Consider the following 27,000-nt stretch of genomic DNA (forward strand, 5'->3'; position numbering starts at 1 on the left):
GACCTCCACAATAGACGAAAAACGGCGGGTGATCGCACCCGGCCCGGGCCATATCCTCCTCCCGGTCATGCTCTACGCCAGCTGCGCCCGGATGTGCTGCACGGTCTCGGGATACTGCTTCTCGAGCCGCTTCTTTGTGAGGTTCTCTCTCACGATCCACTGGATATCCTGATCGTCGAGGGTCGCAAGTTGCCGCAGGTACTCAAAGCCGAACGCGGGAAGGGCGGCGATGACCACGCTGAGCGTGTAACCGAGCGCCTTTCGAAGCGCGCGGAAAGCCTCGGACTGCCGCTCTTTCGCGGTGTAGACGCGGATCAAGATCTTCCGGTGGAACCGGAGCGCTGTCTCTGCGAGGTCGGGTTCGGCCAGGAGATCCGGCTCGGCAATCCCCGCGACCGCGGCCCGCATGGCAAGCCAGGAACCCCCCTCCACCCAGCCTTCCAGTTCCGGAACCGCCGCATCCCGCTGCCGGGAGAGGAGATCCTGAAGCCCCATTGCCACCGCTTCCCTGATTCGCCACCGCGGATCGGCGGAGGCCTCCGCGAGGTGCTTGAGCGCCGCCTCGGCGCATGGCGGCGATACCGACCCGATCGCCCCGATACCCCGAACACCACAGAACCCCAGAAACTCGTGCGGATCGCCCGTCGGAGCATCCTCCGGGGAGACGCAGGCCAGCTCGACGCAGAGGTTCCACAGGATCCGCAGATCGTCGGGATCGGCCACGGCAAACTCCTGCACGGTCCCGGAAAACGCCGCCGCAAGCTCGAGATTCGCCCGGGGTCCGGGAAGACGGCTCTCCGCGATCAGGTAGGCAAGAAGATCCCCGGCGTCGCCGCTCGAGAGAAAACCCGTGAACAGCCGGGCAACCTCCCTGATATGGGTCTCTTTGCGGGTCATTGTCCGTAGAAAAGAACGACCCGCTGGCAGTAAAAATGATCGCTACCTGGCGGGCAGAGTCGCGACAAAGGCGTCAAGAGCCGCATGGACGTTCTCGCCGTTTCGCGCGGAGATCGGATGCACCATCTCTCCGGGCAGATCCCGGGTGACGGCCTCGGGCACCGCGCCGGGACTGTCGCACTTGTTCGCCATGAACGCGAGCGGCACCTTGAGATCTTTCAGCTGGCCATACAGGTGCCTCGTCATCGCGTCCACTCCCGTGGTGGCGTCCACGACGATAATCGCGCCGTCCATCCCCCGCGAGAGGATCTGCCGGACAAACTCGAACCGCTCCTGCCCCGGCGTCCCGAAGAGAAAAACGGCCTTGTCTCTCACTGTCAATCTGCCGAAATCGAATGCCACGGTCGTTGGGCCCTCTTCCGAGGACGCCTCGATGTGACGGCTGCGGGGATCGAGCGCCTGGATGAAGCTGGACTTACCGGCATTGAAGGAACCGAAAACGACAATCTTGAGTCTGCCTTCTGCCATTAGCCTTTTATCTGCACCAGGATGTTTTAGGGTTTCGCTATGGTGGCGCCGTGGCGAGGATGAAGACGTATCCGGCCACCGTGAAGAAAATTTATTTCCTGCGGCCCCGGGAAACGGGAAATAATCAACCCCGGGCTCCGCAGGGGCCGTTGCGCCCTTCCCGGCGCAAGCGCCCAACACCCATATATCGAAAAACCAAAAGTACAGGCATGGAGCCGGAAGAGGTGGATTCGGTCGCGCAGGAGATCATGGCTACCCTGGACAATCTCTTCCTTGCGGAGAGGCAGGCCCGGCTCCAGGTATCCGCACTCGAGGAACAGCAGTACCCCCTGGCCGCGACGTTCGAGATGGTCACGGACATGGGTGCAAACACCGCCATCGAGGAAGCCCTTTCCGGGTTCGGCTTCGATTACCACACCATCGACGAAGACGCCGAACTCTGGATCTCGGACGAGCACGGGCTGATGGTCTTCCTCTTCTTCACCGCCCCGGACGGGCGGTATTACAACTACAGGATCGCCGCGTTCGACGTCGTCGGCGAGGAAGAAGAAAGATCCGCGTGACCGGCGAACCCTCCCCCGGCAGGGCGGGATGATGCCGTGCCAGGTGCTATATACCGTAAACGACATCTGGTGTGCGGCGAGAATCTGGAGGGATTGAGATGGAGCGCTCGGTAAAACGACTCATGAAAGACAGGGAAAAGCGGCGCGAGGAGAATATCGGCAAGTACATCGAGCAACTCTCGGACGAGAGCACCCCCTACCGGCTGCGGGCGGCCGAGGCGCTCGGGGAATGCGCCGACGCGCGGGCGGTCGAGCCGCTGATCGCCGCTCTCGCGGACCGCGAGAACGAGGTCAGGTGGGTCGCCGCGCAGGCACTCGGGAGACTGCACGACGCGCGGGCAGTCGAACCGCTCCTCCTTCTCCTCGAGGACCGCGACCGGTGGGCGCGGCGCGGTGCCGCCTGGTCTCTCGGCGAGATCGGCGACCCGCGCGCGGTCGAGCCCCTCCTCGGCCTTCTCGGTGACAGGAAGAAGGACGTCAGGGCTGCTGCCGCCGAGGCGCTCGGGAAACTCCGCGACCGGCGGGCGGCAGGCACCCTCTCCACCGCGCTCGAGGACGAGGAGGAGCCCGAGGTCAGGACGGCGATCCGCCGTGCCCTCCGCGAGATCACCGGCGAGGCGGGATTTTGACCGGAGAAAAAGGCGGAGAGCAGAGGCTTTTTCGCTACTACCCGGAGGACTTCGCGGCGCTCCCCGTGCGGGTCGTCCACATGGATCTCGTCTTCGACGTTTACGACGGCCACACCCGGGTCGTCTCCGCCCTCACCGCCGAGACCTTTGATGCACCGCTCGCGTCCCTCGCCCTGAACGCCCGCGACCTGGACATCCTCCGCGTGGAGTCCGGCGGATACGCCGTCACCCATACCTACGACCGGAACGCCGCACTCCTCACCGTCGCCTTCGACCCCCCCGTCCCGCCCCGGACACGGTTCACCCTCGATACCGAGACGATCTGCCGGCCGAGCAGCCACGTCCTCGAAGGCCTCTACTACGACGGATTACGCCCCGGCGGGCCGCCCACCCAGATCACCCAGTGCCAGCAGTGGGGGTTCCAGCGGCTGGTTCCCTGCCTCGACGACATGACCGCGAAGTGCACCTACACGACGGCGATCGTCGCGGATAGCGGGTATACGAACACCATATCGAACGGGGATCCGATAGGACCGCGGATCCCCTGCGCTCCCGGCCGCTCCGTGCAGAGGTACGAGAACACCAGAACCCCGATGGCCCCCTACCTCTTCTTCCTCGGGGTGGGATGCTACGACACCTATCGGCGCGAGTTCGAGTACCCCGACGGACGGATGTTCTCCCTCGAAATCCTCGCAAAACCCGGATCCGACCCGGAGGGTGCGGAGCGTGCGCTCGATATCCTCGCGGACGCGGTGATGTGGATCCACCTCTTCACCGGCCCGGCGCAGTACCGCGACCGCGAGACCCGCGAGGAGGTGTGGCGCCTCGTGCGGGTTCGGGACGGGGCGAAACGCTCCGGGGATCTTGAGGCGCTCGAAAAGACCAGGAAGACGCTTAAAGACCTCATCTCGACCATCACGCCGGGCTATGCCTACACCGGGGCGATCTACCGGGAGATCGCCATGCAGAACTCCGACTTCGGCGGGATGGAGAACGTCGGGAACACGACGATCGCCGCAAACCGGATCATGCCCGGGCCGGAGACGACCGACCCGGCCTTCGAGTACCTGGTCCGGGTGAAGGTCCACGAATACTACCACAACGAGAACGGCTCCGAGGTGACGGGAAGGAGCCCGTTCGAGATCTGGCTGAACGAGGCCGTGACCGTCCACGTCGAGAACCAGCACCACGCCTTCCTCTTCGGCGAGGCCTACTCCCGCATCAAGACCGTGCTCGACCTTCTCGACCCGGCGGCCGGGACGCTCACGCTCGACCGGGGCGCAGGGTCGATGCCGATCGAGCCGGACGGTTTCAACGACCCGAACGACCTCATCACGGGCGTCACCTACGTGAAGGCCCCCGAGTTCGTCAGGATGATCGAGACGCTGATGGGAAAAGAGGCGTTTGCAGAAGCGCTCGGCCGCTACCACGACCGGTTCCGGCACGCGAACGCCTCGCGGACGGACTGGCTGCGCTGCATGGAGGAGGTCTCGGGGCAGGATTTCGGGAGGATGGCTGCGGTCTGGCTGAAGGAGAAGGAGTACCCGGTCCTCACGGTTACCCCCGCGTACGACCCTGCCAGCCGCCGGTTCACCCTCGCCTACAGCCAGAGCCGCTCGCCCGGCGGCCGTCTCCGGGAGTTCCCGTTCCGGTTCGCGCTCGTCGACGCCGACGGGAGGGACATCCGGGAGACGACCGTCCGGATCGCCGACGAGGCCGGAGAGATCGTCCTCGACGGCGTCGATCGGCCCGCGTTCCTCTCGCTCAACCGCGGCTACTCCTTCTATGGAAAGACGGCGTACCGGCCGCCGGAGGACGAACTCTACCTCCAGGTCGAGAGAGACCCCGATGTCGTCGGCCGGTTCACCGCATTCCTCGCCCTCGCCGACCGGGAGATGCTCCGGCTCCTCGAGGAACCGGGCGCAGCCGTCTCCGACCGGTTCGCCGACCTCTGCGCCGCCCTCCTCGCCGACGACTCCCTCATGGAGGAGGCGGGCGGGCAGTTCCTGACCATCTTCCCCTCGGTCGAGGACGAGCGGTTCGCCCACCGTTACCGCACACTCCACGACGCCCGAAGAACGATCCTTACCGCCGTCGCCGCCCGGGGCGGCGAGACCCTCCTTCACGTTTACCGGCAGGCGGCAGAAGACGCTCCCCCCGGGCCGGGCAGCCTGGAGGGCGAGGCCGCGGCGATCCGGCACCGGCAGCGCAAAAACGCCTGTCTCTCGATCCTCGCGACACGGGACACCCCGGAAGTTCACCAAATGCTCCTTCGCCAGTTCCGGGAAGCGGCGGCCGCCACCGACCGGCTGGCCGCGTTTTCGCTGATCCTCGAGAGCAGCGCTCCGGAACGGCTGGAGATCCTCGAGGCGTTCGCGGCCGTTTCGGCAAAAAGCCCCGTCGCCTGGGAGTCCTTCCTCGGTACCGTCGCCGGGAGCGACTGCGACGACCTCGTCCCCATTCTCGAGCGGATCGAGTCCTCGCCCGCCTTCGCATTCGAGCAGGCCGACCAGCAGCGGGCGCTCTACGGGCGGTTCGCGCTGAACAGGAAGCGGTCGCTCGAGACCGAAGAGGGGCGGGACTACCTTACAGAGGTGCTCCGGCGGCTCGCCCCGGTCAACGAGTACAGCACCGTCCGGGCTCTCGATGCTTTTGCATTCATCGACAAAATGGAGCCCCGCCACCGGGTGCCGGCGGTCGCGGTGCTCGCCGGCCTCCTCGCCGGTCTCGATCCCGGTGCATACCCCGCGGTCTACAACAACGCCCGCCGCTTCCTCCTCGGCGCCCCGGAGGGAGTCCGCGCCTACGAGGAGGAGCACGGAACGATCCCGGCCCTCCGGGAACCCGGCCCCTGACCTACCCGTCTCCCGGACGTCCGCGACTTTTGCAAGGGCAATCTTTGCCGGCCGTTCATGCCGCGTGCGGTCTTCCTGCGGGTGATGGCGGATGCAGACCGCTACTCGGGGCGCGGCGCCTGCAGAATGCCGTACGTGAAAGCACTGCTGCTGTAACTCCCTTCTACCGGCGCGCCGCCGTCCTGCCGCGATCGCCGTGCGCCCGAAGACCGAGATCGAACCCGGCGATGATCCGGCGGCAGGTACAGTGGTTCCCGAGGTGACAGACGGCGGCCTTCGTCGCCTCGAACCGGACGGGGAAGTCGATACCGGGGATGATCTCCGGGAGGTCGCCGAACCCGAGCGTGATGTGCGGCGAGTAGCGCTCGTACGCAGAGGTCTTTTGGAACCGCTGAAGGCAGTCGACGGACGGGGCGGACGCCTCCCCGGCAAACATCTCCGGGCCGGCTACGGGCGCCGGGTAGGGTTTCAGGGCGTTCATCACGCTCTTGTGAAAGAGCTGGAGGATCTCCGTGCGGAGGATATGAAAGACGGAGACGGTCTCTCCCGCGTTCTTGTGTTTTGCAACGGCGTCGATGGTCAGGGCCATGGGAGAGCACTGCCGCGTAATCCGCTCCACCTTCGCGACGATCTCCGGGATGTCCCCGCTCCTTGCCGGGAACATCGCGACCGAGATGTGCGGAAGGCAGTTATCCCTGTCGAGGCGTATCCCTCCGTCCGGGTAGCCGGCGAGCAGCGTCCGGTTCGCACCGATCGCCATATCCATGATCGGGCCGGGCGGCAGGAGAACGACATCGACGGCGATCGTTTCGGGAAGTTCATGCATGGGGCCGAAGAGACCGGCGGGATAAAAAGCGTTTTCCCCCGGACATTCACTCCCCGCCGCGTGACGCCCATAGACACGCCCCGGCCGCGCTCACCACCTCACGCCGAAGATCGGCTCCTCCTCGACGAGGTTCGTGATCCTTCGGACGCTCGCCTCCATCGGAACGTCCTCTCCGCTGCAGAGTCCGAGTTTGAGCTGTTCCAGGCCTGCAGCCACCGAGTCGTCCTTCGAACGAACGCCGCTTACCGTCACCCTGAACGTCAGCGTCACCAGCCATTGGGTCGTCTCCATCTCTTCCCCCTCACGATGTGGACGGAGTATACCGCCGGCGGCTCATAAAGCCAGCTCATGACCGGGAGGCTATACCCGGGATACCCCGTGCGAAGATCCGGCCTTTCGGCAGAAATCGCAAAAAATGGTGGACTGATGAGTGAGAACGGAGAGCAGCACGGCAGTATGAGAACGTACAGAGGGGTGTTGAAGCGTTGCATCACGAATGGAGGTATCGTTGCAGTCACGCATCCGGTCAATCGATCCCGTACCGGCTCACCCGTATCCCGAGCATAATATATTGTGCAGGCAATAAAAATGTTTTCGCGATACCCGGCGTAACGCACCACCCCGAACAGGCGGGAGCAGCCATGCACAACGATTATATATAAACACCAGGGACTCCAGGACTCCGACGATCTGCCGGGAGGGATGGGGGATGATCCAGGTATCCACGGCTGCGCCCCGGAGGGGCATGAAAAGGCAAACGATCGGTTGCTTCACGGGCGCACTCATTCTCATCCTGGTGCTCATCCCGGCAGCGGCGTCCGCGGCCGCTCCATCGGTGATCGTCTCCAACTACACCGTCACCCCTGCCGTCCTGATGCCCGGCGACGAAGGGACGATCACCGTGGTGCTCACGAGCACGGCCCTGCCGGCCACGGGAGCGCCGCTCAGCATCCGGCTTGACCCCGGCACCGGGGAGATGAACACCTCGGAGGAGACGGAGGAGAACGCCTACATCGAGAGCGTGCTCCTGCACAGTACGGACGTCGAGGTCATGACCGGAAGTTTCCAGGATATCGGAGAGATCGGCCCCGGCCAGTCCTTTCCGCTCACGTTCCGGATTCGCGCCCCGGGCGAAGAGGGGATCTACTTCCCGGAGGTCTGGGTCAGCGTGCGGGACGGGGCCAATGTGCGGTATCCCGTCCCCGTGAACGTCAACTCCGCACACACCCTGATCAAAAGGCCCGCGCTCCGGGTGGAGCGCTCCGTCCCGGCGTCCGTCGACCCGGGCGACCCCTTCAACGTCACGCTGACCATCCATAACGACGGCCAGGCAACCGCGAGCGACATCTCCGTCGGCGTCAACGCAACCTCCGGCGCGATCGCCCCGCGGAACTCGGAGAACTACTACATCCCCGAACTCGAGGCGGGGAAAAACACCGTCCTGAACCTGTCCTTCGATACCGATACGAGCGCACCGCTCGGGCTTACCCCGATCCTCATCACCGTCGATTACCGGGGCGCCGATCTCGCGCCGTCCAGGGAGATCGCGACGATCGGGATCCCCGTCGTCGGCAGCGCCGAGATGGGCGTCGCCTCCATCAGGACCGAACCCGCCCGGATCGCTGCCGGGGACACGGTCGACCTGACGATCCGGCTGGAGAACACCGGAACGGCGGATGCGGAATCGGTCAGGGCGACGATCGAGGAACTCGCCCTCCCGGGCTCAAAAGAGGCGTTCCTCGGGACGATCGAGCCGGGGAACGACGGCCCCGCCATCTTCTCCCTTGACGCCGACGAGGCGGGAGAGTTCGGCTACACCCTCGTCGTCCGGTATACCGACGACTACGGCGAACATACGGTCAGGCAGCCCCTGCAGGTCGTCGTCACCGAACAAAGCCCGTTCCCGACGATTGCGGCCGCGGCAGCCGTCCTCATCGTCGCCGTCGCGGCCGCGATCTACTGGTACCGGCGACGAAAGGAGGAATGACCGCGGTGTTTTCAGGCATCAAGGTCTCCGCGTTCCTGGCATGGAAGTCAATCCAGCGCGGGAGCCGGGGGACACTCGCCCTCACCATCATGATCATCGCCCTCATCTTCGTGAACCTGGTCTTCCTCCCCTCCATCATCTCCGGGGTCGTCGTGACCTTCGACGCCCAGTCAATCGACTTCGACGTCGGAAACCTGGTCATCGAGCCCCGGGAAGGCAGCCGGTACATCGACGACGCGGACAGCCTCCAGAAGAAGGTCGAGCAGATCCCGGGAATTACGGGCACGTCGCCCCGTATAACCGCCGGGGCGACGTTCTTTTACCGGGGCCGCAACGCCGCGAGCACGCTCTACGGCATAACCCCGGAGGACGAGCGGTCGGTGACCAGGATCGCCGAATACATGACCGCAGGAGAGTTTCTCTCAAACGGCGATACCGATAGCATCATCATCGGCGCGACCCTCGCGGGGATGGAAGGAGAAGAGGAGGGGGGCCTCCCTTCACTCCAGGGGGTCGAGGTCGGCGATTCGGTGGAAGTGGCCTACCCGAACGGCCTGGCAAGGACCTACCGGGTGAAGGGGATCTTCGAGACCCAGTCTTTCGGCGTCGATACGGCGGCGTTCGTCACCACCCGCGAGATGAGCGAGGTGCTCGGGCTCGACAACCAGGCGTCTGCGATCCTGGTCAAGACCGCGGTCAACGGCAGGGAGGAGGAATACAAGAGGGAGATCCTCTCCTACGGCGTCCAGGAGGATGTCCTGACGTTCCGGGAGAAGTCGGGAGGGTTCGTCGAGCAGGCGATCCAGAGTTTCAACATCATCAACGCCATCTCGACGCTCGTCAGCCTGATCATCGCCATCGTGGTGGTTTTCATCGTGATCTTCATCAACACCGTGAACCGGCGGCGCCAGATCGGGATCTTGAAGGCAATCGGCATCGACCAGCAGATCATCATCAACTCCTACGTCCTCCAGGTGCTCTTCATCACCGCCGTCGGGGCGCTCGCCGGGATCGGGCTGAACGCCGCCGTGACGACTTACCTGACCGCCTACCCGCTCGTCTTCCCCGGCGGCCCGGTCTACCCGGACGTGGAGGCGTCGGCCATCCTCCGGAGCATCGCGAGCCTCTTTGCAGTCTCGGTGGTGGCGGGCTACATCCCGGCGTGGCGGATTGCACGGGAGGATATCCTCACCGCAATCAGGGGGTGAAGAGGTGATCGTCGCGGAAAACCTCACGAGAGTCTACACGATGGGGAGGGTGGAGGTCCGCGCCCTTGCGGGCGTCTCGCTCGAGGTCGCGAAAGGCGAGTTCGTCGGGATCATGGGGGCGAGCGGCAGCGGCAAGTCGACGCTCCTCCATATCCTCGGGCTCCTCGACCGCCCCACCTCCGGGAGGGTCACGATCGACGGGACGGATGTCCTGGCCCTCTCCGACCACCGGCGAACACTGTTCCGGCTGAACCGGCTCGGCTACGTCTTCCAGGACTACGCGCTCATCGGGGAACTCACCGCGCTCGAAAACGTCTACCTGACATCGCTCGTCCGGGGGGCGTCAAAGACCGAGTATCTCGAGCGGAGCACCGATATCCTCCGGCGGGTCGGCCTCGGCGACCGGATGGATCACCGGCAGAGCGAACTCTCGGGCGGCGAGCAGCAGCGCGTCGCGATAGCCCGGGCGCTCGTGAACAATCCGAGCATCCTGCTCGCCGACGAACCCTGCGCGAACCTGGACAGCCAGACCTCGAAGAGCATCCTCGACCTCTTTGCCCGGTTAAACGAGGAACTCGACCAGACGATCGTGATGGTCTCGCACGAGGACTGGCACAAAGAGTACTTCTGCCGGATCGTCACCCTCCGGGACGGGCTGATCGGGGAGATGGTGGAATGCAGGAAGGAGCCGCACCCGGGTGGAGGGGCGTAACCCCGCCATCCCCGAACGAAGCAAAAAAGGCGGCGATATTTTTATCTCGTTCCCGGCATACAATCCCGGCCGGTGAGAGGCATGCAGGAGATGAAGACATTCAGGTGCAAGGACCTTGGCCTCGAGTGCGAGTTCGAGGAGAAGGCGGAGAACGAGAACGAGCTGATGAAGCGGATCGAGGGGCACGTCCAGACCGCCCACCAGATGAACCCGGAACAGCCGGAAGTGCAGGAGAAGCTCCGCAAGGCGATGAAGTGAGGGAGCCCCGCGCTCCCGAAGCTTTTTTTCGGCTTTCGGCAGGGAGTGTCCCCGGAACCCTGCCCCGAGGAGAACTCCGGCGCTCCTGCCGGAAGACGGCAGGTTCATCAGGGTACACGCCATCGGGACCGGTATGATGCATCGCGGACACTCCCGGAGACACTCGCCCGAGGATGAAGCCGCCCGGCGACGCTGGCAGCACCCCGAGTCCATCCTCGAAGGGATCGGGCTTGCTTCCGGAGCCACCTTCATCGACGTCGGGTGCGGGGAGGGGTTCTTCGCGCTCCCGGCGGCGCGGATGGTCGGGCCGCGCGGCCGCGTCTGCGGGATCGATATCGACGCTGAGGCTCTCGACCTCCTGCAGGAGAAGGCTTTTTCCGAAGGGCTCGACAACGTCGTCCTCCATCGGGGGATGGCCGAGGAGATTGTTCTCTGCAACGGCTGTGCAGACGTCGTCTTCTTCGGCATCGACCTCCACGACTTCGTCGACCCGGTCCGGGTGCTCCGGAACGCAGAACGGATGGCGGCCGGGTCCGGCCTGATCGTCGACGTGGACTGGAAGAAGGAGCCGCTCCCTCTCGGTCCGCCGACGGCAAAGAAGTTCAGCACGGAGCATGCGGCGGCGTTGATGGCGGAGGCGGGGCTGGCGGTCAGGACGGTGGCGGAGTCAGGACCGTACCACTACATCGTCACGGCCGTGCCGGAAGATAAAAAGGGGAATTAGGGGTCACGTCAGGTTTGCAATGCCGCCGTAGTTGACGGCGTCCACGAGTGCGTCGAGATCCTGCTTGGATCCGCCTTCGACACTGACGTAGACCATGAACCGTTCGTTCACGCCGACCCAGGTGCCGTAGGAGTCGGGTTTGCTGAAGTACTCCCAGGACGGGTGGCCGCTGACCGTGCGCTGCTTGTAGTAGCCCTCGGTCGTCTCGAACGAAACAAACGAGTCCCAGGACTCCCAGTAGCCCACGTCCTGGTAGGCCGAATCCTGAATTATGATTGTCGCCCAGGCATCGTCCTTGCTGTAGTCACGAGACGCCCAGGTCCACTGGCCGTCCTCGATGGTCAATGACGACCCTATGGGTTCTTCCGCAGTCCATCCCGCAGGCGCATTCGGGAGGAACGGGATCAACGCCGTGTACGAAACCGCGGTTACGCTTCCCTCTGCGGCCCCGGAGACTGTGGTGCCGGCGGCGGCAGGAACCGTCGTGGCCGCAGGGGTGACTGGGGTGGTTTCATAGGGAGTTGTATCGGTCACCTGCGGCGTGGTCGTATCCGACGTACCCGTACAGCCTGCTGCCATGAGGCAGAGCGCAAGCAGCGCAAAGAGTGCCGGGATCGTTGCTGGAGAGATTTTTCTCATAATAATGCCCTCAGGCAGACCTGATGAACAGATTCTTATTTATAGATTGCTGTTTCGCAATACCGGGTGACCAAAACTACCTGAATCCTTTTTGAGGGACGTATAGAATTCAGATCCGGAGGCAATATCGAAATAATAGAGCAAGATGCGGCCCGGCGCCGAATATCATTTCCAGAGGTTTAAGAAAAGTATTTAACAATTCTGGGAGATATTATCGCATGGTTCTGAGAAAGAGCATCTGCAGCATCCTGGTTGCAGGATTGCTGGTAATGTGCCTCCTCGGTGCCGGCTGCACGTCGCAGCCGGCGGAGGAGGGGACCCCGACCGCGACACCAACCCCGGAGACTACCGCGACGCCCACGCCCGCCGCAGCCGAAGAGTACGTCTTTAACGAGACGAACAACAACGAAACCGTCACCCTCCCGGCCGGAAGCGAGATCGCCATCAGCCTTGATGAGAACCCGACGACCGGCTACGAGTGGAACGTCACCTCGTCGACCGGACTCGAGTACGTGAACGACACCTACATCGCGCCGGAGACCGAACTCGTGGGCGCAGGAGGCGCGCACGTATGGCAGTACCTCGCCGCCGAGCCCGGTGCCGCCGAGTTCACCGCGGTCTACAAGCGCTCCTGGGAAGAGACGACCGGAAACGAGACCACGTTCTCGATGGCCTTCACCATCGAGTAACGGCCCACCCTCTTTTTGCACACTCCCCGTCACCGGCCGTTCCCGAACCGCCGCAAAACCGCCGTGGTCCCTTTGTGCCGCGTAGACCCGTTCCGGCCCGAAGGTAAGAAGATCCAGAAGGAGACCTCATCGCGACCAGGATCGCCGTCTCATCCCCGGGGTTGGTATCGACCAGGAGCACGCTCCGGTCCCTGACGATGAACGCAGAGGCCACACCGAGCGGCACGGCGGCGATCTCCGGAAGGCTCTTCGTCTTCTGTTTCAGGACCCGCCCGCTCCCGGCGAACCCCCCGTATTCGGCTCGTCGGCCTTCATGGCATCCCACCATGGGATGCCCTCTCCCTGCATCAATGATTCGGCCGGGAAAGAAAGAATCCGCGGACCTTGGCAGAAAACTGCCTAAAAACAGGGAAATTCTCTGAACGAGGAACGAGAGCCCCGACCGCATTTCAATATGCATATATATAGTAAAAACGAGTTTGGAACTATGGCATATGAGAAACTGACATCGCGACATCTTCTCGCAATCCTCGTGGTCCTTTCCCTGGCGCTCCTCGCCGTCCCGGCAGCCGCACAGGAGACCAGTCCGCGACAGGTGCAGCCCGGCGATACGATCGAGGTGGGAGCCGAACCGATCATCCTCGACCTCGTCGGCCTCCGCGACGCGGATTCGTTCAACGCAATCACGGAACTCCGGAAGTACCAGGATGACAACCCCGCAAAGTCGATCCAGCGGGTTATCGGCGTGGCGAAAGACGGTTACTTCACGATCAACGTCTACACGTTCAAAGGGCATTACGGACGGTATTTCCCGTACAGCAAGTCGGACGGCCTGCTGCATGAGAACAGCATCGTGTTCGTCCACGCTCCGCCGCCTACCGCCACGGAGACCGTCACCGAGGTCACCGAGACGCCTACGGAGACACCGACGGCCACGGAGACACCGGAACCGGAGCAGGCACCGCTCCCGGGAGTGATCGCGATTGCCGCACTCGGCATCTGCGGGCTGCTCGCGGCGGCACGGAAACAGTAGACGAATCCGCGGCAGAACGGTCCTGCACTTTTTTTGTCAAACCGCTACGATTGCGCCCATCGGCGGGCGAAAAAGAAAAGGGAGGGTATATCGATACTCGTTACGCCAGGTAGTCGTCCGGGCGCGGGATCTGTTCCTTTAAGCCCTTCCGCTTGCGGATGGCCTTGACGACCTCGTCGACGATGCCGGCGGGAACCAGTTCGAACCCGGCGAACTCGGTGCTCCACATCGCACGCCCTTCGGTTGCGGACCTGATGTCGCCGGCAAACCCGAAGAGTTCGGCGACCGGCGCCTTGCCGACGATCGTCATCGTGTCGCCTTCGCTCAGCATATCGAAGACCTGACCGCGGCGGCCCTGGATCTGCGAGGTCGCCGCGCCCATCTGCTCGCTCGGGACCGTGATCTGGATCTTCTGAACGGGCTCGAGGAGCGAGTCGCCGGCCATCAGCACGCCTGCCTTGACGGCGCTCCTGACTGCCGGGATGACCTGCGCGGGGCCGCGGTGGATGGCGTCCTCGTGGAGTTTCACGTCCACCAGCCGGATCTTCAGGTTCTGAACCAGCTCGTCGGCGAGCGGGCCGCCGCGGAGTGCTTCGCGCCACCCGTCGAGAACCAGTTCCATCGTCTCGTTCAGGTACTGGATACCCTTCGTCATGTCGATGAACATGTTGGTACCCTCGATCGCCTTGACGTTCTTGGCCTCGTCCTTGTCCATGCCCGCTGCGACGAGGGCGTCACGCCGCTCGAGCGCCTGCTGGTTCATCGAGACCTCGCCGTCCTGGATCATCTTCACGATTGCCGGGTCCATCGACTCGAGCTCGATATAGAACCGATTGTGGCGGTTCGGCGACTTCCCTTCGACCGGGCCTGCCCCACCCGTGACCGTCTCGCGGTAGACGACGATCGGCGGAGAGGTGATGATATCGACACCCTTGTCGCGCTTGATACGGCCGGTGATGATCTCGAGATGAAGTTCGCCCATGCCGCTGATCAGGTGCTCGCCGGTCTCCTCGTTGATCGAGACCTGCACCGTCGGGTCTTCCTTCGCAACCTGGCGGAGAACCTCGACGAGCTTCGGGAGATCTTTCATGCTCTTCGCCTCGACGGCGACGGTCATGACCGGCTCGGAGTAGTGCTTCAGCGACTCGAACGGAGTCATCTCGATGAGCGACGTGACGGTCGAACCGACGATGGCGTCTTTCAAGCCCGTCACGGCGGCGATATTGCCTGCCGGGAGCGCTTCCACCTCGATCCGCTCGGCACCCATGAAGATGCCGACCTGGGCGAGACGGTTGGCACGCTTCGCCGCGCCTATGATGTAGCACTCGGTACCCCGGCGGAGCGTCCCCGAGAAGAGACGGCCGGTGGCGACCTCGCCCGCGTGCGGGTCAAACGAAATATCGGTGACCATCATGCAGACCGGCCCGTTCGGGTCACAAGCGACCATGGCCTTGCCCTCGGGAGTATTGTAGTCGCCGTGCCAGATGATGTGGATACGCCGGTCCTGGGCATCGAGCGGGTCAGGCAGGTGCTTGACCACCATGTCAAGGAGGACGGCGTGCAGGGGGCTGTTCTTCCCCAGCCACTTCATGTCGCCGGAGTTGCACTTCTCAAAGACGTCCTTGAACGAGACCCCGCTCTTCTGCATGAAGGGGACGGAAACGGCCCAGTTGTAGAGCGCGGAGCCGAAGGCGACGGTGCCCTTCACGGCATCGAGCTTCCAGCCCTCGTTGTACATCTTCTCGTTCATGCCCTTGATCAGCTTGTTGACCTTGTCGATCACCTTCGCGAGGCGGATCTGCATCTCCTGCTCGTCCACTTTGAGCTCGTTGACCAGCCGGTCCACCTTGTTGATGAAGAGAACCGGGCGGACACCCTCTTTGAGGGCCTGCCGCAACACCGTCTCCGTCTGGGGCATGGTACCCTCGACCGCGTCCACCACGACGACGGCACCGTCCACCGCACGCATGGCGCGGGTCACGTCACCGCCGAAGTCCACGTGGCCGGGGGTATCGATCATGTTGATCAGGTACTCGTCCCCGCCGTACGTGTGGACCATCGAGACGTTGCTCGCATCGATGGTGATACCGCGCGCCTGTTCCTCCTCGTCGGAGTCCATGAAGAGCTGCCGGCCGGCGAGTTCCTCGCTGATCATGCCTGCGCCGGCGAGCAGGTTATCCGAGAGTGTTGTCTTTCCGTGATCGATGTGGGCGACAATACCGATGTTCCGGATGCGCTCCGGCTTGTCCATCAGCGCTGTCACCCGCTCTACCATCTTCTTTCGTCTGGTCATGAAAATACACCGAAAAAATAATAGGGGGTTTTAGCGGGCTGCCTTTGCAATACGCTCTCTTTCTTCTTTCTTTGAGACGGCATACGAGCGGGTATCGCCGTTCGCCGCACCGATCAACTCGTCGGCAAGCGCTTCGCTCACGCTCTTCTTCTTCTTGTGGCTCGCCTGCAGGACACCGGCGGTGATGAACCGGAGCGCAGTATCGACACGCCGCTGGGGCGCGGTATCGACCGACTTCGGGACGTTGATGCCCCCGTACTTCAGCCGGACGGTCTCCTCGCGGGGCCCGGTGTTCGCGACCGCGTCCACCAGCACCTGGACCGGGTTCTTCTTGGTCTTCTTGTTGACGATCTCGAAGGCGTCCCGGACGATGCGGATGGTAAGTTCCTTCTTGCCGGTGTTGTTCTCGGTCTGCATCATCCTGTTGATCAGCCGCTCGACGATCAGCATATTGCTCTTGTTGAACTGCTGGCCGACAAGCTTACCGCAGGAGTGCGGCACGATCATCGCATGCAGGTTCACGTAACGGGCAAGGCTCGGATCCCGGATCTCCACCTCGCTCATGTCCCAGCGGTTAAAGAGGAGCTGCTGCATCCCTGTCTCTTCCGGCTGCGTAGTTCCTGCTTCTACTTCCACCATACTACTTACCTCCGCGGCTTCTCCTTGCGGCCCGTGACCATTTCACGCAGGCTGACATTGTTCACCTTGGTCACGACGAACCGGACGCCGGGGATATCACCCTTCGACCTGCCCAGTCTGCCGCCGATGCCCTCGATCTCGACCTCATCGTGCTCGTCGATGAAGTTGATGGCACCGTCGCCGACGGCGAACGCCGTCACCTGGCGACCGTTCTTGATCAGCTGCACGCGGACGCACTTCCTGATCGCAGAGTTCGGCTGCTTTGCCTCGACACCCACCTTCTCGAGAACGATCCCGCGGCCCTGCGGTGCTCCCTCAAGGGGGTCAGCTTTTACATCGAGCCCGAGCTGGCGTCGCGCGTAGCCAGTGTCATGCCACCGGTTATTATTTGCGTCGCGCTTCAGTTTTCGGGCTGCAAATTTTCCATTTCCCATCGAATACCCTCGAATTAGCTAAATTTGTGGATAGGAGCAACTCCTGGTGTGCTATAAAACAACGCGCGTTGCGGATTTATATATTGTGGAACCCGCTTGCACGCCGATCTTCTGCCTAGGTATTAGATCGGGAGCTGATATAATATTATATCCTGGCGGGCAACCTTCATTGATGAATACCCGGATATACAAAGAGGTTTTTTTCGAGGCGACCCACCGCCTGATCCATTACCGGGGGAAGTGTTTCCGGCTGCACGGTCACCAGTGGCGCGTGGAGGTCTGGATCGATGGGACGGCCGACGAACGCACGGGGATTGTTCTCGACTACAACTGCATCAAAGAGGTCGTCGGGCGGTTCGACCACCAGGTGATCCTGAACAGGGATGACCCCATGGCGGCGTGCATCGAGGAGTTCCACCCGGTCGTCACCACCGAGGGCGACCCGACAAGCGAACTTCTGACCGGGCTCATCGCTGAGATGATCGACGCCGAGGCCGCGCGGCAGGGGCATGACGCGCGTGTCGCAAAGATCCGGGTCTGGGAGTCGACGACCTGTTACGCAGAGCGCACCTATGATCGTCAGTGAGATCTTCCGGAGCCTCCAGGGGGAGGGAAAGAACCAGGGGCGGCCCTGCACGTTCGTCCGGCTCGCCGGGTGCAACCTCAGGTGCGCCTGGTGCGACACCCCCTACGCCCGGGAAGGCGGGGAAGAAATGACCGTTACGCAGGTTCTCGACCAGGTCTGGCTGCTCCGCGGGACGCATATCTGCATCACCGGCGGGGAACCGCTTCTGCAGCGGGAGGATGTACTCAAACTCCTCGAGAAGTTCAGCCTGCACGGCTATACCGTCGAGATCGAGACAAACGGCACCCGCGACTTCCGCGATATGCAGCCGTATGCCTCCATCTGCATGGACGTCAAGTGCCCCTCGTCGGGCGAGAAGAGCGATCTCTCGCTCCTCGCCTTCATCACCCCGCGCGACTGCGTCAAGTTCGTGGTGGCGGACGAGGACGACCTCCTCTACGCCCGGGCGGTGATGAGCCGGTGCGAGATCCGGGGCGAGGTCTTCATCTCGCCGGTGGAGGGATCCGACTACCGGGCCGTCGCGGACCACATCGTCGAGGAGAACCTCCCGGTGAGGTTTCAGTTGCAACTCCATAAGATCCTGGGGGTAAAATGAAGAAAGCGGTATGCCTTCTCTCGGGCGGCATGGACTCCACCACGCTCGCCTACGTCGCAAAGGATATGGGCTACGATATCGTCGCGCTCCACTTCACCTACGGCCAGCGGACGGAGGCAAAAGAGCGGGAGTGTGCCCGCGCCGTCGCCAAAAACCTCGATGCTCTCGAGTTCGTCGAGATAAGCCTCGAACACTTCAAAACGATCGGGGCATCGAGCCTGACGGATACCTCGATCCCGGTCGAGGAGTACGCCGGCGAGGAGGAGGGGGTCCCGAGCACCTACGTTCCTTTCCGGAACGCGAACCTGCTCGCCATCGCGACCAGCCTCGCGGAAGCCCGCCGGGCGGAGGCCGTATTCATCGGCGTCCAGACCGGGGACTACCCCGGCTATCCCGACTGCCGGCCGGAATTTATCGAGGCGTTTCAGCGGGCGGTCGACCTCGGCACGGCGGCGGACCCGCGGATCGTCCTGATGACCCCGTTCGTCCGGATGTCCAAGGTGGATATCGTCAGAAAGGGGCTCGAGCTCGGCGTCCCCTACGAACAGACCTGGTCGTGCTACCAGAACAACGACCGGGCATGCGGGGTCTGCTCCTCCTGCCGCTACCGGAGGGAGGCGTTCCGGGAGCTCGGGCTCGAAGACCCGATAACGTACGAGGCGTGACAATGGAGATCTACCGCGGCAAGCGCCTCAGTATCGAGAAGAAAGTGTTTACACTCCCGAACGGCAAAATGAAGGAGAAGATCGTCGTCCATCCCGGCGGCGCGGTTGCAATCCTCCCTATCGCCGGGGACGACTGCTACCTCATCCGGCAGTACCGGTTCGCCGTCGACGACTACATCTATGAAGCGCCGGCAGGCACCATCGACGAGGGCGAGGAGCCGCACGAGACCGCGTACCGGGAACTGATCGAGGAGACCGGGATGAAGGCGGAGACGTTCGTCCCGAAAGGCTGGATCTACCCCTCTCCCGGCTACACCGACGAGCGGATCTGGCTTTACCGGGCCGAAGAGCTCTCCCCATGCTCCGACTACGGGATGGACGACGACGAGGTGATCGAGGTCGTCCGTGTCCCTATCGCGGACGTCGGGTCGATGATCGCGGACGGCAGGATCGTCGATGCAAAGACGATCTGCCTCGTCTGCCGGTGCCTGTGGTGAGGGGGGCACACGGGACCGGCGGATGTGCGCAGATTTATGCCCTTCCTCAGAGAAACATATAGTAGCTTCGACAATTGAACAACATTCAGCTGGCCTGGTGAAACTCCTATGGAAGAGACGCAAGAGATGGACACCCCGCGAAAGCGCTACGAATTTAAGAAGATGCTTGAGAGGCTTGCGGAGAAGGAAGGGAGCGGTACCGAGCTGATCACACTCTATATTCCTCCGGATAAGCAGATATATGACGTGACCGCCCAGCTCCGCGACGAGTTCGGGCAGTGCGCGAACATCAAGAGCAAACAGACCCGGACGAACGTCCAGAGTGCCATATCCTCCATCCTCTCCCGCCTGAAATACTATAAGCGCCCGCCGGAGCACGGCATGGCGATCTTCTGCGGCACGATCAACACCGGCGGCGACCGCACCAACCTTGAGTGCGAGATCATCGAGCCGCCTGAGGCGCTCAACACCTACATGTACCGCTGCAGCTCCTCGTTCGAACTCGAGCCGCTGGAGCAGATGCTCGGCGAGAAGGAGATCTACGGCCTCATCGTCCTCGACCGGCGGGAAGCCTACGTCGGATTTCTCCGCGGCAACCGGATCGAGCCGGTGCGCGGCGTAACCTCGACAGTCCCCGGTAAGCAGCGAAAAGGAGGTCAGTCGAGCGTTCGTTTCCAGCGGCTGCGGCTGATCGCCATCAACGAGTTCTACAAGAAGATCGGCGACCTCGCGAGCGAAGTCTTCCTTGCCGAGAAGGACTTCTTCGAGCGGTTCAAAGGCGTGCTGATTGGCGGCCCGACCCCGACCAAGGAGGAGTTCGAGGCCGGCAATTACCTCCACCACGAACTGCAAAAAAGGATCATCGGGCTCTTCGACGTATCTTACACGAATGAGTCCGGGCTTGCCGAACTCGTCGAGAACGCATCGGATGCCTTAAAAGGCCTCGACATCATCAAGGAGAAGAACATTATGAACCGGTTCCTCCAGGAACTGGTCAAGGACGACGGAGCGGCCGCTTACGGGGAAGAAAGTGTCAGGAAGAATCTGGAGCTCGGCGCTGTCGATACCCTCCTCCTCTCCGACAAACTCCGGAGAGCCCGGCTGAAACTCGCCTGCCCGAACGATGACTACACCGAGGAGCGGACGATCAGTATTGAGCCAGGCATGCATATCAAAGACCTCGACCTCGGCACCTGTCCCAAAGACGGTGCATCGCTCTACGTGGCCGAGGAGACCGATATCATCGACGAACTGACCGAGCTCGCCGACCAGACCAGCACGGAGGTCAGGATCATCTCGGACGATTTCGAAGAAGGCTCGATGCTCTACAACGCATTCGGCGGGATCGCTGCAATTCTGCGCTACAGGACAGGATACTGATGTATCAGGAGAAATACCACCAGATCGAGTGCATGCTCCGGGCATGCACCGGTGAAGAGGACGTCCTCCTCACGACGGGGGGGGATCACGCCGATCTCGCCTCGACGATAGCGTTCAAACTCGCAAAGATTGAGAAGCGGGCACCCCAGAAGATCGCCGCCGATATCGCGGAGAAACTCTCGGGGAACCCCGAACTCGGTGATGTTCTGGTCGAGGCAACAGGCCCTTACGTCAACTTCCGGTTCGGCCCGACGCTTCTCGGCGAAGCCGTCAGAGAGGCGATCGAGCCTGGTTACGGGGTTCTTCAGCGCCGTTCCGGCCGGGTCGTGCTCGAACACACGAGCGCGAACCCGAACGGCCCGCTCCACGTAGGCCACATAAGAAACACCGTCATCGGCGACACCCTTGCCCGGACGTTCCGCAAGGCCGGGCACCCGCTTGAGGTGCAGTATTATCTCAATGATATGGGCCGCCAGATCGCCATCGTCTCGTGGGGGTTCGACCACCTCGATATGCCCCGGGAGGAGGGCGAGAAGGAAGACCACTACGTCGCCCGGGTCTACGTCGCGGCGAACCGGGAGATCGAGAAGAACCCCTCCATCACCGAAGAGATCGACCGCCTCATGCAGAAGGTGGAGCGCGGCGACGCCGAGACCGTCGCGAAGTTCCGCAGAGCCGTCTCCCTCTGCGCGGAGGGGATCAAGGCGACCCTCGCGGCCTTAAACGCCCACCACGACCGGTTCGTCTGGGAGAGCGACTTTGTGCGGATCGGCGACGTCGACCGGATCGTCGAGCAGGTCCGGCGGCTGCCGCAGGCCCACGAGGACGAGACGCTCTGGGTCGACCTCACCGAACGGGGGTTCGAGAAGAAGTACATCCTCCGGCGGAGCGACGGCACCTCGGTCTACAGCACCCGCGACCTCGCCTACCACACCTGGAAGGGACGCAACTACGACCGATTGATCGACGTCCTCGGGGCGGATCACAAACTGATCGGCGCCCAGCTCCGGGCCACCCTCGAACTCCTCGGCGAGAAGCCGCCCGAGATTGTCTTCTTCGAGTTCGTCTCCCTCCCCGAAGGCTCGATGAGCACCCGGGCGGGCAAATTCGTCTCGGCGGACGCGCTGATAGAAGAAGTGACCGCGAAGGCGTTCGACGAGGTAACCACCCGCCGGCCGGAACTCCCCGAGGAGGAACGGTGCTCGATCGCAAAGTCGGTCGCCATCGCCGCCATCCGCTACGACATCGTGAAGGTCTCCCCGGAGAAGAGCACGGTCTTTAACTGGAAGGAGGCACTGGACTTCGAGCGGCAGAGCGGGCCCTACATCCAGTACGCCCATGCCCGGGCCTGCAGCATTCTCGGGAAGGCCGGCGAGTTCGAGCGGGCTTACACGCTTGAGACCGACCACGAGGTCGCGCTCGCCAGGCACCTCGCCCGGTTCCCGGCCGTCATCGAGCAGACCGTGGAGGAACTCCGCCCGCACCTGCTCGCCTCTTACGCCCGCGAACTCGCCGACCTCTTCAACGCCTTCTACCACTACGACCCGGTCTTGAAGAGCGAGGGCGAGACCCGGAACAGCCGCCTCGCGCTCGTGGACGCGGTCAGGAACACCTTACAGGAGTCCCTCGAGACTCTCGGGATCGATGCACTCAGAAGCATGTAAGGCCCTCAAAAAGCAGGGCTACCAGTTCATCACCCCGACCTCCTCGGCGGCCGTAAAACCCTGCATGTGGAACAAGCGGGCGCTCAAAGGTGGCGAGATGTGCTACAAGGCGCAGTTCTACGGCATCGAGAGCCACCGCTGTGTCCAGATGACCCCGACTCTCAAGTGCAACCAGCAGTGCCTCTTCTGCTGGCGATCGTTCGAGCACGAGGTCGTGGAGGAGGAGGAATGCCCGCCGGACGTCATCGTCGCAAACCTCCGGCGGGTCCAGAAGAAGGCCCTCTCGGGCTACAAGGTCTCCCCCTACGTCGCGCCGGAACGGTTCGCGGAGGCGCTCGACCCCACGATGGTCGCGATATCGCTCTCGGGGGAGCCGACCTGCTACTCGCGCCTCCCGGAGCTGGTCGATGCCCTCAACGCGGACGGATATACGACGTTCCTCGTCTCGAACGGCACCCGGCCCGACGTCCTCGCCCGGTGCCGGCCCTACCAGACCTACGTCTCGCTGGACGCTCCCGACCGGGAGACCTATCTTGCCCTCTGCCGGCCGAGGGAGGACTACTGGGAGCAGATTCACGAGAGCCTCGCCGGACTCCGGGAACGCCGGTCGGCCATCCGCACCACGGTGGTGCGCGGCTACAACGACTTCTCCCCCGAGCGGTATGCGGCGATCTACCAGGACTCCGGCGCCCGGTTCGTGGAAGTAAAGGGTTATATGTATCTGGGGTACAGTAGAAATCGACTGCAGAGGACGCAGATGCCCGAACACCGCGAAGTGAGGGCATTTTCAGAGCTTATTGCAAAACACTGCGATTATAGTATCAGGGACGAGAGCCCGGTGAGCCGGGTCGTCTGCCTGGAGCGAGACGTATGAGATTCGATGTGGAAGAGTTCAAAAAGAGGGCGAGAGAGGACTTCGAGCACGCATGGCACGAAGGGCCGTCGGTGCTGACGCCGCCGGGGGTCTCCGGCACGTACCCCCGGCTGAGGTACACCCGGGCGACACCGCACCCGATCTTCGAGATCGTGCAGCGGCTCCGCGAGACCTACCTCGCGATGGGGTTTGACGAGGCGATCAACCCCCTGATCGTCGAAGAATCGGACATCTACCGGCAATTCGGGCCTGAGGCGATGGCCGTCCTCGACCGGGTCTTCTACCTCGGCGGGCTGCCCCGTCCGAACGTCGGGATTGCACGAAAGCAGCTTGAGGAGATCGAGGCCATCCTCGGCCGTGCAGTCCCGCCCGGGGCCGAGGAGAAACTCCGCGAGACCCTCCACGGCTACAAGAAGGGAACGATCGACGGCGACGAACTGGCGCACGAACTCGCGGGCGTCCTCGAAGCCGACGACGCCGCCGTGGTGCATATCCTGGATGCGGTCTTCCCCGAGTTCCGGGAACTGGCTCCCGAGTCGTCGCGCAACACCCTCCGGAGCCACATGACGAGCGGCTGGTTCCTGACGCTCTCCTCCCTCTGGGAGAAGCGCCACCTCCCGATACGGCTCTTCTCGATCGACCGGTGCTTCCGGCGGGAGCAGGAGGAGGGGCCCACCCGCCTGATGACCTACCACTCGGCCTCCTGCATCGTCGCGGGAGAGGACGTCACCCTCGAGGAGGGAAAAGCCGTCAGCGAAGCCCTCCTCTCGGCGTTCGGGTTTACGGAGTTCCGGTTCCAGCCCGACGAGAAGCGGTCGAAATACTACATGCCCGAGACCCAGACGGAGGTTTACGCCCGCCACCCGGTCCTCGGCTGGGTCGAGGTCGCCACGTTCGGCATCTACTCGCCCTCGGCGCTCGCGGAGTACGGGATCGGCGTGCCGGTGATGAACCTCGGCCTCGGGGTGGAACGGCTCGCGATGATCGCCTACCAGTCAAACGACGTCCGCCAGCTCACTTACCCGCAGTTCTTCCCACAGGGGATCTCCGACCGCGAGATCGCCGGCGCCGTCCACCTCCGCGAAGAACCGGTATCCGCGGCCGGGAAGCGGATGGCAGAGGCTATCCGCGCCACGGCCGCCGAGCACGCAACCGCGCCGGGACCGTGCGCCTTTACCGCGTGGAAGGGCGAGATTGCGGGAAGGGAGGTTGAAGTCATCGTCGAGGAGCCCGAGTCCAACACGAAACTCTGCGGTCCTGCCTGCGCAAACGAAGTCTTCGTCCACGACGGCTCGGTCCTCGGTGTCCCGGACATCGAGAAGTGGGCGACCGTCCGGCAGGAAGGCGTCTCCACCGGCATCACCTACCTCGATGCGGTATCGAGCCTCGCCGCCGCCCGGATCGAGGAGGCGGCGCGGTGCGGACAGGAGGCCCACGTCCAGGTGAAGATGTCGAAACTCCCCTCCGACGTCAACCTGCGCATCGAGGAGTACGCGATGCGGTACGTCACCGACCACAACAAAAAGGTGGATCTCCGGGGCCCGGTCTTCCTGACGGTCAGGTCCGTCATCCCGGAGCAGCCGACTCAATAACGCTCTTCTCTCGCCCCGGCCTCTCTTTTTTCCCGGAAACGCCTTTTTTGTCGCACTCGATGCACATTTTCAAGAGGGGCAGCACGTCCCGCTGGGCAACCAGGTTGAACCGGGCCCTGCTCGGGGCGAGCCCGACCTTGATCGAGTAGGCTTCCGGCGGCACCGCCTCGAAGAGGTCTTCGTCCGTCCGGTCGTCCCCGATGGCAAGTATGAAGTCCCAGGCGTGCCGGGACACCCAGTTCAGCGCTGCTCTGCCCTTGTTGACGACGTTGTTCTTGATCTCGATGACCTTGTTCCCGTCCATGACCCCGACGTTCAGGTTCGACGTCAGGTGCAGGAGGTCGTCCTTGAGGTCTTTCGCCCGCTGCGCACCGAGCAGCGGCTCGGTTCTCCGGTAATGCCAGACGAGCGAGTAGTCCTTCTCCTCGATGAAGGCGCCGGGCGTGCGATCCGTGTAGAGTTCGAGGAGCGGGTAGATCTCCCCTTTCCACTCGTCCGAGAGGGGCTCGGGCATCCGCCATTCCCCGGAGCGTTCCCTGACCCAGACACCGTGCTCGGCGATGATCCCGATATCCAGCTCCCCAAACCAGTTGTCCAGCGTGGACCGGTCCCTGCCGCTGATCACCACCACCTCGTTTCCCGGTGTGCGGGCGAGGGACTTGAGCACTTCCCGGGTTGCCTCACCGGGAACCGCCTTCTGCGGCCTTGCGGCGAACGGCACCAGGGTGCCGTCGTAGTCGAGGAGGAGGAGACGATCCTTGCCGGCAGCGTAGTCGGAGACCAGCTCGTCCCTGATAGCGGGGGTGACGACCTGTTCGGAGCGTTCGACCCGGACAACCCGGGCGTCGCCGAGGCGTGTGAGGAAGTCGCCGACCCAGTGCTCGATGTCGTAGCGCATCAACCTCCTCTGCATCGTCCGGTTCCGCTCGATCTGTTCCTTCTCCGGCATGGCGAGCGCCGTCTCGATCGCCTCGATCACCTCGTCCCGGTCGTTCGGGTTGACGATGATTGCTTCGCCGAGTTCCTCGGCCGCCCCCGCCATCTCGGAGAGGATGAGGACGCCTGTGCCGTCGGTCCTGGTGGCGACGTACTCTTTCGCCATCAGGTTCATGCCGTCCCGGAGCGGCGTCACCAGGGCGACATCGGCGGCGCTGTAGAACGCCACCAGCGTCTCGAACGGGAGGAAATTGTAGAAGTAACGGACGGGAATCCAGTCGGTCGTCCCGTACTTCCCGTTGATCCGGCCGACGAGTTCGTCGATCCGTTTCTTCAACACCTGGTAACTGATGACGCCGGTCCTGGACGGGACGGCGACGAGGACGAGGGAGACCTTACCCTGATAATCCGGCTTCTTCTCGAGGAGCGCGTCGAACGCCTCGAGCCGGAGCGGGATACCCTTCGTGTAGTCCATACGATCGAAGGAGAGGATGATCTTGCGCTTCCCGTACATCTGCCGGATCCGGGCGATCTCCTTCTGGACAGGAGCACTGCCCGCGGAGTCGGCGAACCGGTGGTAATCGATGCCCATCGGGAAGAGGTCGGTTCGCACCACCCGCGTGCCGGTTCTGACCTCCCCGAAGGTATGCTCGTGGCCGAGAAGACGCCGGACGCTGGAGAGAAAATGGCGGACGTAGCCATAGGTATGGAACCCGATGAGGTCCGCTCCAAGGAGGCCGGAGAGGATCTCTTCCCTCCAGGGCAGGTGCCGGAAGACCTCGAACGACGGGAAGGGGATGTGGTGGAAGTAGCCGATCTCGGCATCGGGGAGACGCTCCCGGAGCATCTGCGGGAGGAGCATCAGGTGGTAGTCGTGGACCCAGATGGTGTCGTCGGGCCGGGCCACCTCCATCACGGCGTCGCAGAACTTCTCGTTCACCCGCTGGTAGACCTGCCATGTCTTCGGGTCGTACTCTGCATGGAGGTTGAAGTAGTGGAGGAGCGGCCAGAGGGTGTTGTTGCAGAACCCATCGTAGTAGTGCCGGATATCATACGGGGAGAGGAAGACCGGATGGCACTGCTCTTTTCTGAGCACATCGACGATCCTGTCCCGCTCTTCGTTCTGCTGCTTCTGGATGTTCATGCCGGGCCACCCGACCCAGAGGCTCTCGTAGGATTTGTAGAACGAACCGACCCCGGTGGCAAGGCCGCCGACGCTCCGCTGGAGACGGAGATCGCCGTTTTTGCGGGATACGCTGATCGGAAGCCTGTTTGAGACTATCAGTAACCGTTTCAT

General features: G+C 63.1%; 28 protein-coding genes. 18 read left to right on the forward strand and 10 right to left on the reverse strand.

Going from position 1 to position 27,000, the window contains the following annotated elements; genetic code table 11:
- Positions 1-72 precede the first annotated feature (72 nt).
- Both EI28_RS01545 and EI28_RS01550 read right to left on the reverse strand, forming a co-directional pair.
- Positions 73-897 (reverse strand): hypothetical protein, encoded by an 825-nt coding sequence (locus EI28_RS01545; protein ID WP_052379633.1) that lies wholly within the window; start codon positions 895-897, stop codon positions 73-75.
- A gap of 42 nt (positions 898-939) precedes the next feature.
- Positions 940-1,425, reverse strand: coding sequence for an ATP/GTP-binding protein (locus EI28_RS01550; RefSeq protein ID WP_048112090.1), 486 nt, complete (start codon positions 1,423-1,425; stop codon positions 940-942).
- A gap of 209 nt (positions 1,426-1,634) precedes the next feature.
- Here EI28_RS01550 and EI28_RS01555 point away from each other — a divergent pair, with 209 nt between their 5' ends.
- From EI28_RS01555 to EI28_RS01565, 3 genes are all read left to right on the forward strand, one after another.
- Positions 1,635-1,988 carry a hypothetical protein gene (locus EI28_RS01555; RefSeq protein WP_048112092.1) on the forward strand — a complete coding sequence of 118 codons (354 nt, stop codon included), beginning with the start codon at positions 1,635-1,637 and terminating at the stop codon, positions 1,986-1,988.
- A 98-nt stretch (positions 1,989-2,086) separates the two neighbouring features.
- A complete protein-coding gene (locus EI28_RS01560) occupies positions 2,087-2,617 on the forward strand; it encodes a HEAT repeat domain-containing protein (protein ID WP_048112093.1) in 531 nt (176 codons plus the stop codon).
- Complete coding sequence (locus EI28_RS01565) at positions 2,614-5,472, forward strand: M1 family metallopeptidase (protein ID WP_048112094.1); 2,859 nt, start codon at positions 2,614-2,616, stop codon at positions 5,470-5,472. Before EI28_RS01560 ends, EI28_RS01565 begins: the two co-directional genes overlap by 4 nt.
- 163 nt (positions 5,473-5,635) lie before the next feature.
- On the opposite strand, the gene EI28_RS01570 is transcribed toward EI28_RS01565, so the two are convergent.
- Together EI28_RS01570 and EI28_RS01575 are read right to left on the reverse strand one after the other, a co-directional pair.
- Entirely contained in the window at positions 5,636-6,298 is a 663-nt protein-coding gene (locus EI28_RS01570; protein ID WP_155937207.1) for a 2'-5' RNA ligase family protein, read from the reverse strand.
- A gap of 90 nt (positions 6,299-6,388) precedes the next feature.
- Positions 6,389-6,589 carry a hypothetical protein gene (locus EI28_RS01575; RefSeq protein ID WP_048112095.1) on the reverse strand — a complete coding sequence of 67 codons (201 nt, stop codon included), beginning with the start codon at positions 6,587-6,589 and terminating at the stop codon, positions 6,389-6,391.
- A gap of 454 nt (positions 6,590-7,043) precedes the next feature.
- Here EI28_RS01575 and EI28_RS01580 point away from each other — a divergent pair, with 454 nt between their 5' ends.
- From EI28_RS01580 to EI28_RS01595, 5 genes are all read left to right on the forward strand, one after another.
- Positions 7,044-8,285: a COG1361 S-layer family protein gene (locus EI28_RS01580; RefSeq protein WP_231476530.1), complete on the forward strand. Its 1,242-nt coding sequence runs from the start codon at positions 7,044-7,046 to the stop codon at positions 8,283-8,285.
- Positions 8,282-9,493, forward strand: coding sequence for an ABC transporter permease (locus tag EI28_RS01585; RefSeq protein WP_052379634.1), 1,212 nt, complete (start codon positions 8,282-8,284; stop codon positions 9,491-9,493). Before EI28_RS01580 ends, EI28_RS01585 begins: the two co-directional genes overlap by 4 nt.
- Before the next feature lie 4 nt (positions 9,494-9,497).
- Positions 9,498-10,205 carry an ABC transporter ATP-binding protein gene (locus EI28_RS01590; RefSeq protein ID WP_048112097.1) on the forward strand — a complete coding sequence of 236 codons (708 nt, stop codon included), beginning with the start codon at positions 9,498-9,500 and terminating at the stop codon, positions 10,203-10,205.
- Positions 10,206-10,286: 81 nt separating this feature from the next.
- A complete protein-coding gene (locus EI28_RS13305) occupies positions 10,287-10,463 on the forward strand; it encodes a DUF1059 domain-containing protein (protein ID WP_082223046.1) in 177 nt (58 codons plus the stop codon).
- A gap of 133 nt (positions 10,464-10,596) precedes the next feature.
- Positions 10,597-11,187, forward strand: a complete 591-nt coding sequence (locus tag EI28_RS01595; protein WP_048112098.1) for a class I SAM-dependent methyltransferase — start codon at positions 10,597-10,599, stop codon at positions 11,185-11,187.
- Positions 11,188-11,190: 3 nt separating this feature from the next.
- Here the strand turns inward: EI28_RS01595 and EI28_RS13870 are convergent, their stop codons facing one another.
- Positions 11,191-11,826 carry a hypothetical protein gene (locus tag EI28_RS13870; RefSeq protein ID WP_155937211.1) on the reverse strand — a complete coding sequence of 212 codons (636 nt, stop codon included), beginning with the start codon at positions 11,824-11,826 and terminating at the stop codon, positions 11,191-11,193.
- Positions 11,827-12,044: 218 nt separating this feature from the next.
- Between EI28_RS13870 and EI28_RS01605 the strand changes: the two genes are divergently transcribed.
- On the forward strand, positions 12,045-12,515 hold the full coding sequence (locus tag EI28_RS01605) for a protease inhibitor I42 family protein (RefSeq protein WP_231476531.1): 471 nt from the start codon (positions 12,045-12,047) through the stop codon (positions 12,513-12,515).
- On the opposite strand, the gene EI28_RS14335 is transcribed toward EI28_RS01605, so the two are convergent.
- A complete protein-coding gene (locus EI28_RS14335) occupies positions 12,502-12,843 on the reverse strand; it encodes a hypothetical protein (protein ID WP_197018455.1) in 342 nt (113 codons plus the stop codon). The genes EI28_RS01605 and EI28_RS14335 overlap by 14 nt on opposite strands.
- Positions 12,844-13,002: 159 nt before the next feature.
- Here EI28_RS14335 and EI28_RS14340 point away from each other — a divergent pair, with 159 nt between their 5' ends.
- Positions 13,003-13,548 (forward strand): hypothetical protein, encoded by a 546-nt coding sequence (locus tag EI28_RS14340; protein ID WP_048112101.1) that lies wholly within the window; start codon positions 13,003-13,005, stop codon positions 13,546-13,548.
- A gap of 100 nt (positions 13,549-13,648) precedes the next feature.
- Here EI28_RS14340 and EI28_RS01615 read toward each other — a convergent pair whose 3' ends face one another.
- Genes EI28_RS01615 through EI28_RS01625 form a run of 3 tightly spaced genes read right to left on the reverse strand, consistent with a single transcriptional unit; the run spans position 13,649 to position 16,914 of the window.
- Positions 13,649-15,841: an elongation factor EF-2 gene (locus EI28_RS01615; protein ID WP_048112102.1), complete on the reverse strand. Its 2,193-nt coding sequence runs from the start codon at positions 15,839-15,841 to the stop codon at positions 13,649-13,651.
- A gap of 30 nt (positions 15,842-15,871) precedes the next feature.
- Positions 15,872-16,480 (reverse strand): 30S ribosomal protein S7, encoded by a 609-nt coding sequence (locus EI28_RS01620; RefSeq protein WP_048112103.1) that lies wholly within the window; start codon positions 16,478-16,480, stop codon positions 15,872-15,874.
- 5 nt (positions 16,481-16,485) lie between these two features.
- Complete coding sequence (locus EI28_RS01625) at positions 16,486-16,914, reverse strand: 30S ribosomal protein S12 (RefSeq protein WP_011845039.1); 429 nt, start codon at positions 16,912-16,914, stop codon at positions 16,486-16,488.
- 172 nt (positions 16,915-17,086) lie between these two features.
- Here EI28_RS01625 and EI28_RS01630 point away from each other — a divergent pair, with 172 nt between their 5' ends.
- The 8 genes from EI28_RS01630 to sepS all read left to right on the forward strand — a co-directional run bounded on the left by EI28_RS01630 (position 17,087) and on the right by sepS (position 24,767).
- Positions 17,087-17,500, forward strand: coding sequence for a 6-carboxytetrahydropterin synthase (locus tag EI28_RS01630; protein ID WP_048112104.1), 414 nt, complete (start codon positions 17,087-17,089; stop codon positions 17,498-17,500).
- The gene (locus EI28_RS01635; RefSeq protein ID WP_048112106.1) at positions 17,487-18,095 is read left to right on the forward strand and encodes a radical SAM protein; all 609 of its coding nucleotides are present in this window, start codon (positions 17,487-17,489) and stop codon (positions 18,093-18,095) included. Before EI28_RS01630 ends, EI28_RS01635 begins: the two co-directional genes overlap by 14 nt.
- Complete coding sequence (gene queC / locus EI28_RS01640) at positions 18,092-18,760, forward strand: 7-cyano-7-deazaguanine synthase QueC (protein ID WP_048112108.1); 669 nt, start codon at positions 18,092-18,094, stop codon at positions 18,758-18,760. The genes EI28_RS01635 and queC overlap by 4 nt, the downstream gene beginning before the upstream one ends.
- A 2-nt stretch (positions 18,761-18,762) precedes the next feature.
- On the forward strand, positions 18,763-19,257 hold the full coding sequence (locus EI28_RS01645; RefSeq protein WP_048112110.1) for an NUDIX hydrolase: 495 nt from the start codon (positions 18,763-18,765) through the stop codon (positions 19,255-19,257).
- Positions 19,258-19,365: 108 nt separating this feature from the next.
- Positions 19,366-20,637 (forward strand): peptide chain release factor aRF-1, encoded by a 1,272-nt coding sequence (gene prf1, locus EI28_RS01650; RefSeq protein WP_048112112.1) that lies wholly within the window; start codon positions 19,366-19,368, stop codon positions 20,635-20,637.
- A complete protein-coding gene (gene argS / locus EI28_RS01655; RefSeq protein ID WP_048112114.1) occupies positions 20,637-22,301 on the forward strand; it encodes an arginine--tRNA ligase in 1,665 nt (554 codons plus the stop codon). Before prf1 ends, argS begins: the two co-directional genes overlap by 1 nt.
- The gene (twy1, locus tag EI28_RS01660) at positions 22,282-23,175 is read left to right on the forward strand and encodes a 4-demethylwyosine synthase TYW1 (protein ID WP_048112115.1); all 894 of its coding nucleotides are present in this window, start codon (positions 22,282-22,284) and stop codon (positions 23,173-23,175) included. Before argS ends, twy1 begins: the two co-directional genes overlap by 20 nt.
- Positions 23,172-24,767, forward strand: coding sequence for an O-phosphoserine--tRNA ligase (gene sepS, locus EI28_RS01665; protein ID WP_048112116.1), 1,596 nt, complete (start codon positions 23,172-23,174; stop codon positions 24,765-24,767). The genes twy1 and sepS overlap by 4 nt, the downstream gene beginning before the upstream one ends.
- Here sepS and EI28_RS01670 read toward each other — a convergent pair.
- Complete coding sequence (locus EI28_RS01670; RefSeq protein WP_048112117.1) at positions 24,742-27,000, reverse strand: bifunctional alpha,alpha-trehalose-phosphate synthase (UDP-forming)/trehalose-phosphatase; 2,259 nt, start codon at positions 26,998-27,000, stop codon at positions 24,742-24,744. The two genes, sepS and EI28_RS01670, sit on opposite strands and share 26 nt — an antisense overlap.

Origin of the sequence: Methanoculleus sp. MH98A (assembly GCF_000691865.1) — an archaeon.
Lineage (GTDB): Archaea > Halobacteriota > Methanomicrobia > Methanomicrobiales > Methanoculleaceae > Methanoculleus.

Excerpts from the sequence above, each read along its gene's own strand:
- prf1 (WP_048112112.1), top strand. The coding sequence starts at position 19,366 with ATGGAAGAGACGCAAGAGATGGACACCCCGCGAAAGCGCTACGAATTT.
- EI28_RS01575 (WP_048112095.1), bottom strand. The coding sequence starts at position 6,589 with ATGGAGACGACCCAATGGCTGGTGACGCTGACGTTCAGGGTGACGGTA.
- EI28_RS01605 (WP_231476531.1), top strand. The coding sequence starts at position 12,045 with ATGGTTCTGAGAAAGAGCATCTGCAGCATCCTGGTTGCAGGATTGCTG.
- EI28_RS13870 (WP_155937211.1), bottom strand. The coding sequence starts at position 11,826 with ATGAGAAAAATCTCTCCAGCAACGATCCCGGCACTCTTTGCGCTGCTT.
- EI28_RS01625 (WP_011845039.1), bottom strand. The coding sequence starts at position 16,914 with ATGGGAAATGGAAAATTTGCAGCCCGAAAACTGAAGCGCGACGCAAAT.
- EI28_RS01555 (WP_048112092.1), top strand. The coding sequence starts at position 1,635 with ATGGAGCCGGAAGAGGTGGATTCGGTCGCGCAGGAGATCATGGCTACC.
- EI28_RS01670 (WP_048112117.1), bottom strand. The coding sequence starts at position 27,000 with ATGAAACGGTTACTGATAGTCTCAAACAGGCTTCCGATCAGCGTATCC.
- EI28_RS01545 (WP_052379633.1), bottom strand. The coding sequence starts at position 897 with ATGACCCGCAAAGAGACCCATATCAGGGAGGTTGCCCGGCTGTTCACG.
- EI28_RS14340 (WP_048112101.1), top strand. The coding sequence starts at position 13,003 with ATGGCATATGAGAAACTGACATCGCGACATCTTCTCGCAATCCTCGTG.
- EI28_RS13305 (WP_082223046.1), top strand. The coding sequence starts at position 10,287 with ATGCAGGAGATGAAGACATTCAGGTGCAAGGACCTTGGCCTCGAGTGC.
- EI28_RS01615 (WP_048112102.1), bottom strand. The coding sequence starts at position 15,841 with ATGACCAGACGAAAGAAGATGGTAGAGCGGGTGACAGCGCTGATGGAC.
- queC (WP_048112108.1), top strand. The coding sequence starts at position 18,092 with ATGAAGAAAGCGGTATGCCTTCTCTCGGGCGGCATGGACTCCACCACG.
- EI28_RS01570 (WP_155937207.1), bottom strand. The coding sequence starts at position 6,298 with ATGCATGAACTTCCCGAAACGATCGCCGTCGATGTCGTTCTCCTGCCG.
- twy1 (WP_048112115.1), top strand. The coding sequence starts at position 22,282 with ATGCACTCAGAAGCATGTAAGGCCCTCAAAAAGCAGGGCTACCAGTTC.
- EI28_RS01580 (WP_231476530.1), top strand. The coding sequence starts at position 7,044 with ATGAAAAGGCAAACGATCGGTTGCTTCACGGGCGCACTCATTCTCATC.
- EI28_RS14335 (WP_197018455.1), bottom strand. The coding sequence starts at position 12,843 with ATGGTGGGATGCCATGAAGGCCGACGAGCCGAATACGGGGGGTTCGCC.
- EI28_RS01550 (WP_048112090.1), bottom strand. The coding sequence starts at position 1,425 with ATGGCAGAAGGCAGACTCAAGATTGTCGTTTTCGGTTCCTTCAATGCC.
- EI28_RS01595 (WP_048112098.1), top strand. The coding sequence starts at position 10,597 with ATGATGCATCGCGGACACTCCCGGAGACACTCGCCCGAGGATGAAGCC.
- sepS (WP_048112116.1), top strand. The coding sequence starts at position 23,172 with ATGAGATTCGATGTGGAAGAGTTCAAAAAGAGGGCGAGAGAGGACTTC.
- argS (WP_048112114.1), top strand. The coding sequence starts at position 20,637 with ATGTATCAGGAGAAATACCACCAGATCGAGTGCATGCTCCGGGCATGC.
- EI28_RS01645 (WP_048112110.1), top strand. The coding sequence starts at position 18,763 with ATGGAGATCTACCGCGGCAAGCGCCTCAGTATCGAGAAGAAAGTGTTT.
- EI28_RS01635 (WP_048112106.1), top strand. The coding sequence starts at position 17,487 with ATGATCGTCAGTGAGATCTTCCGGAGCCTCCAGGGGGAGGGAAAGAAC.
- EI28_RS01630 (WP_048112104.1), top strand. The coding sequence starts at position 17,087 with ATGAATACCCGGATATACAAAGAGGTTTTTTTCGAGGCGACCCACCGC.
- EI28_RS01620 (WP_048112103.1), bottom strand. The coding sequence starts at position 16,480 with ATGGTGGAAGTAGAAGCAGGAACTACGCAGCCGGAAGAGACAGGGATG.
- EI28_RS01585 (WP_052379634.1), top strand. The coding sequence starts at position 8,282 with ATGACCGCGGTGTTTTCAGGCATCAAGGTCTCCGCGTTCCTGGCATGG.
- EI28_RS01560 (WP_048112093.1), top strand. The coding sequence starts at position 2,087 with ATGGAGCGCTCGGTAAAACGACTCATGAAAGACAGGGAAAAGCGGCGC.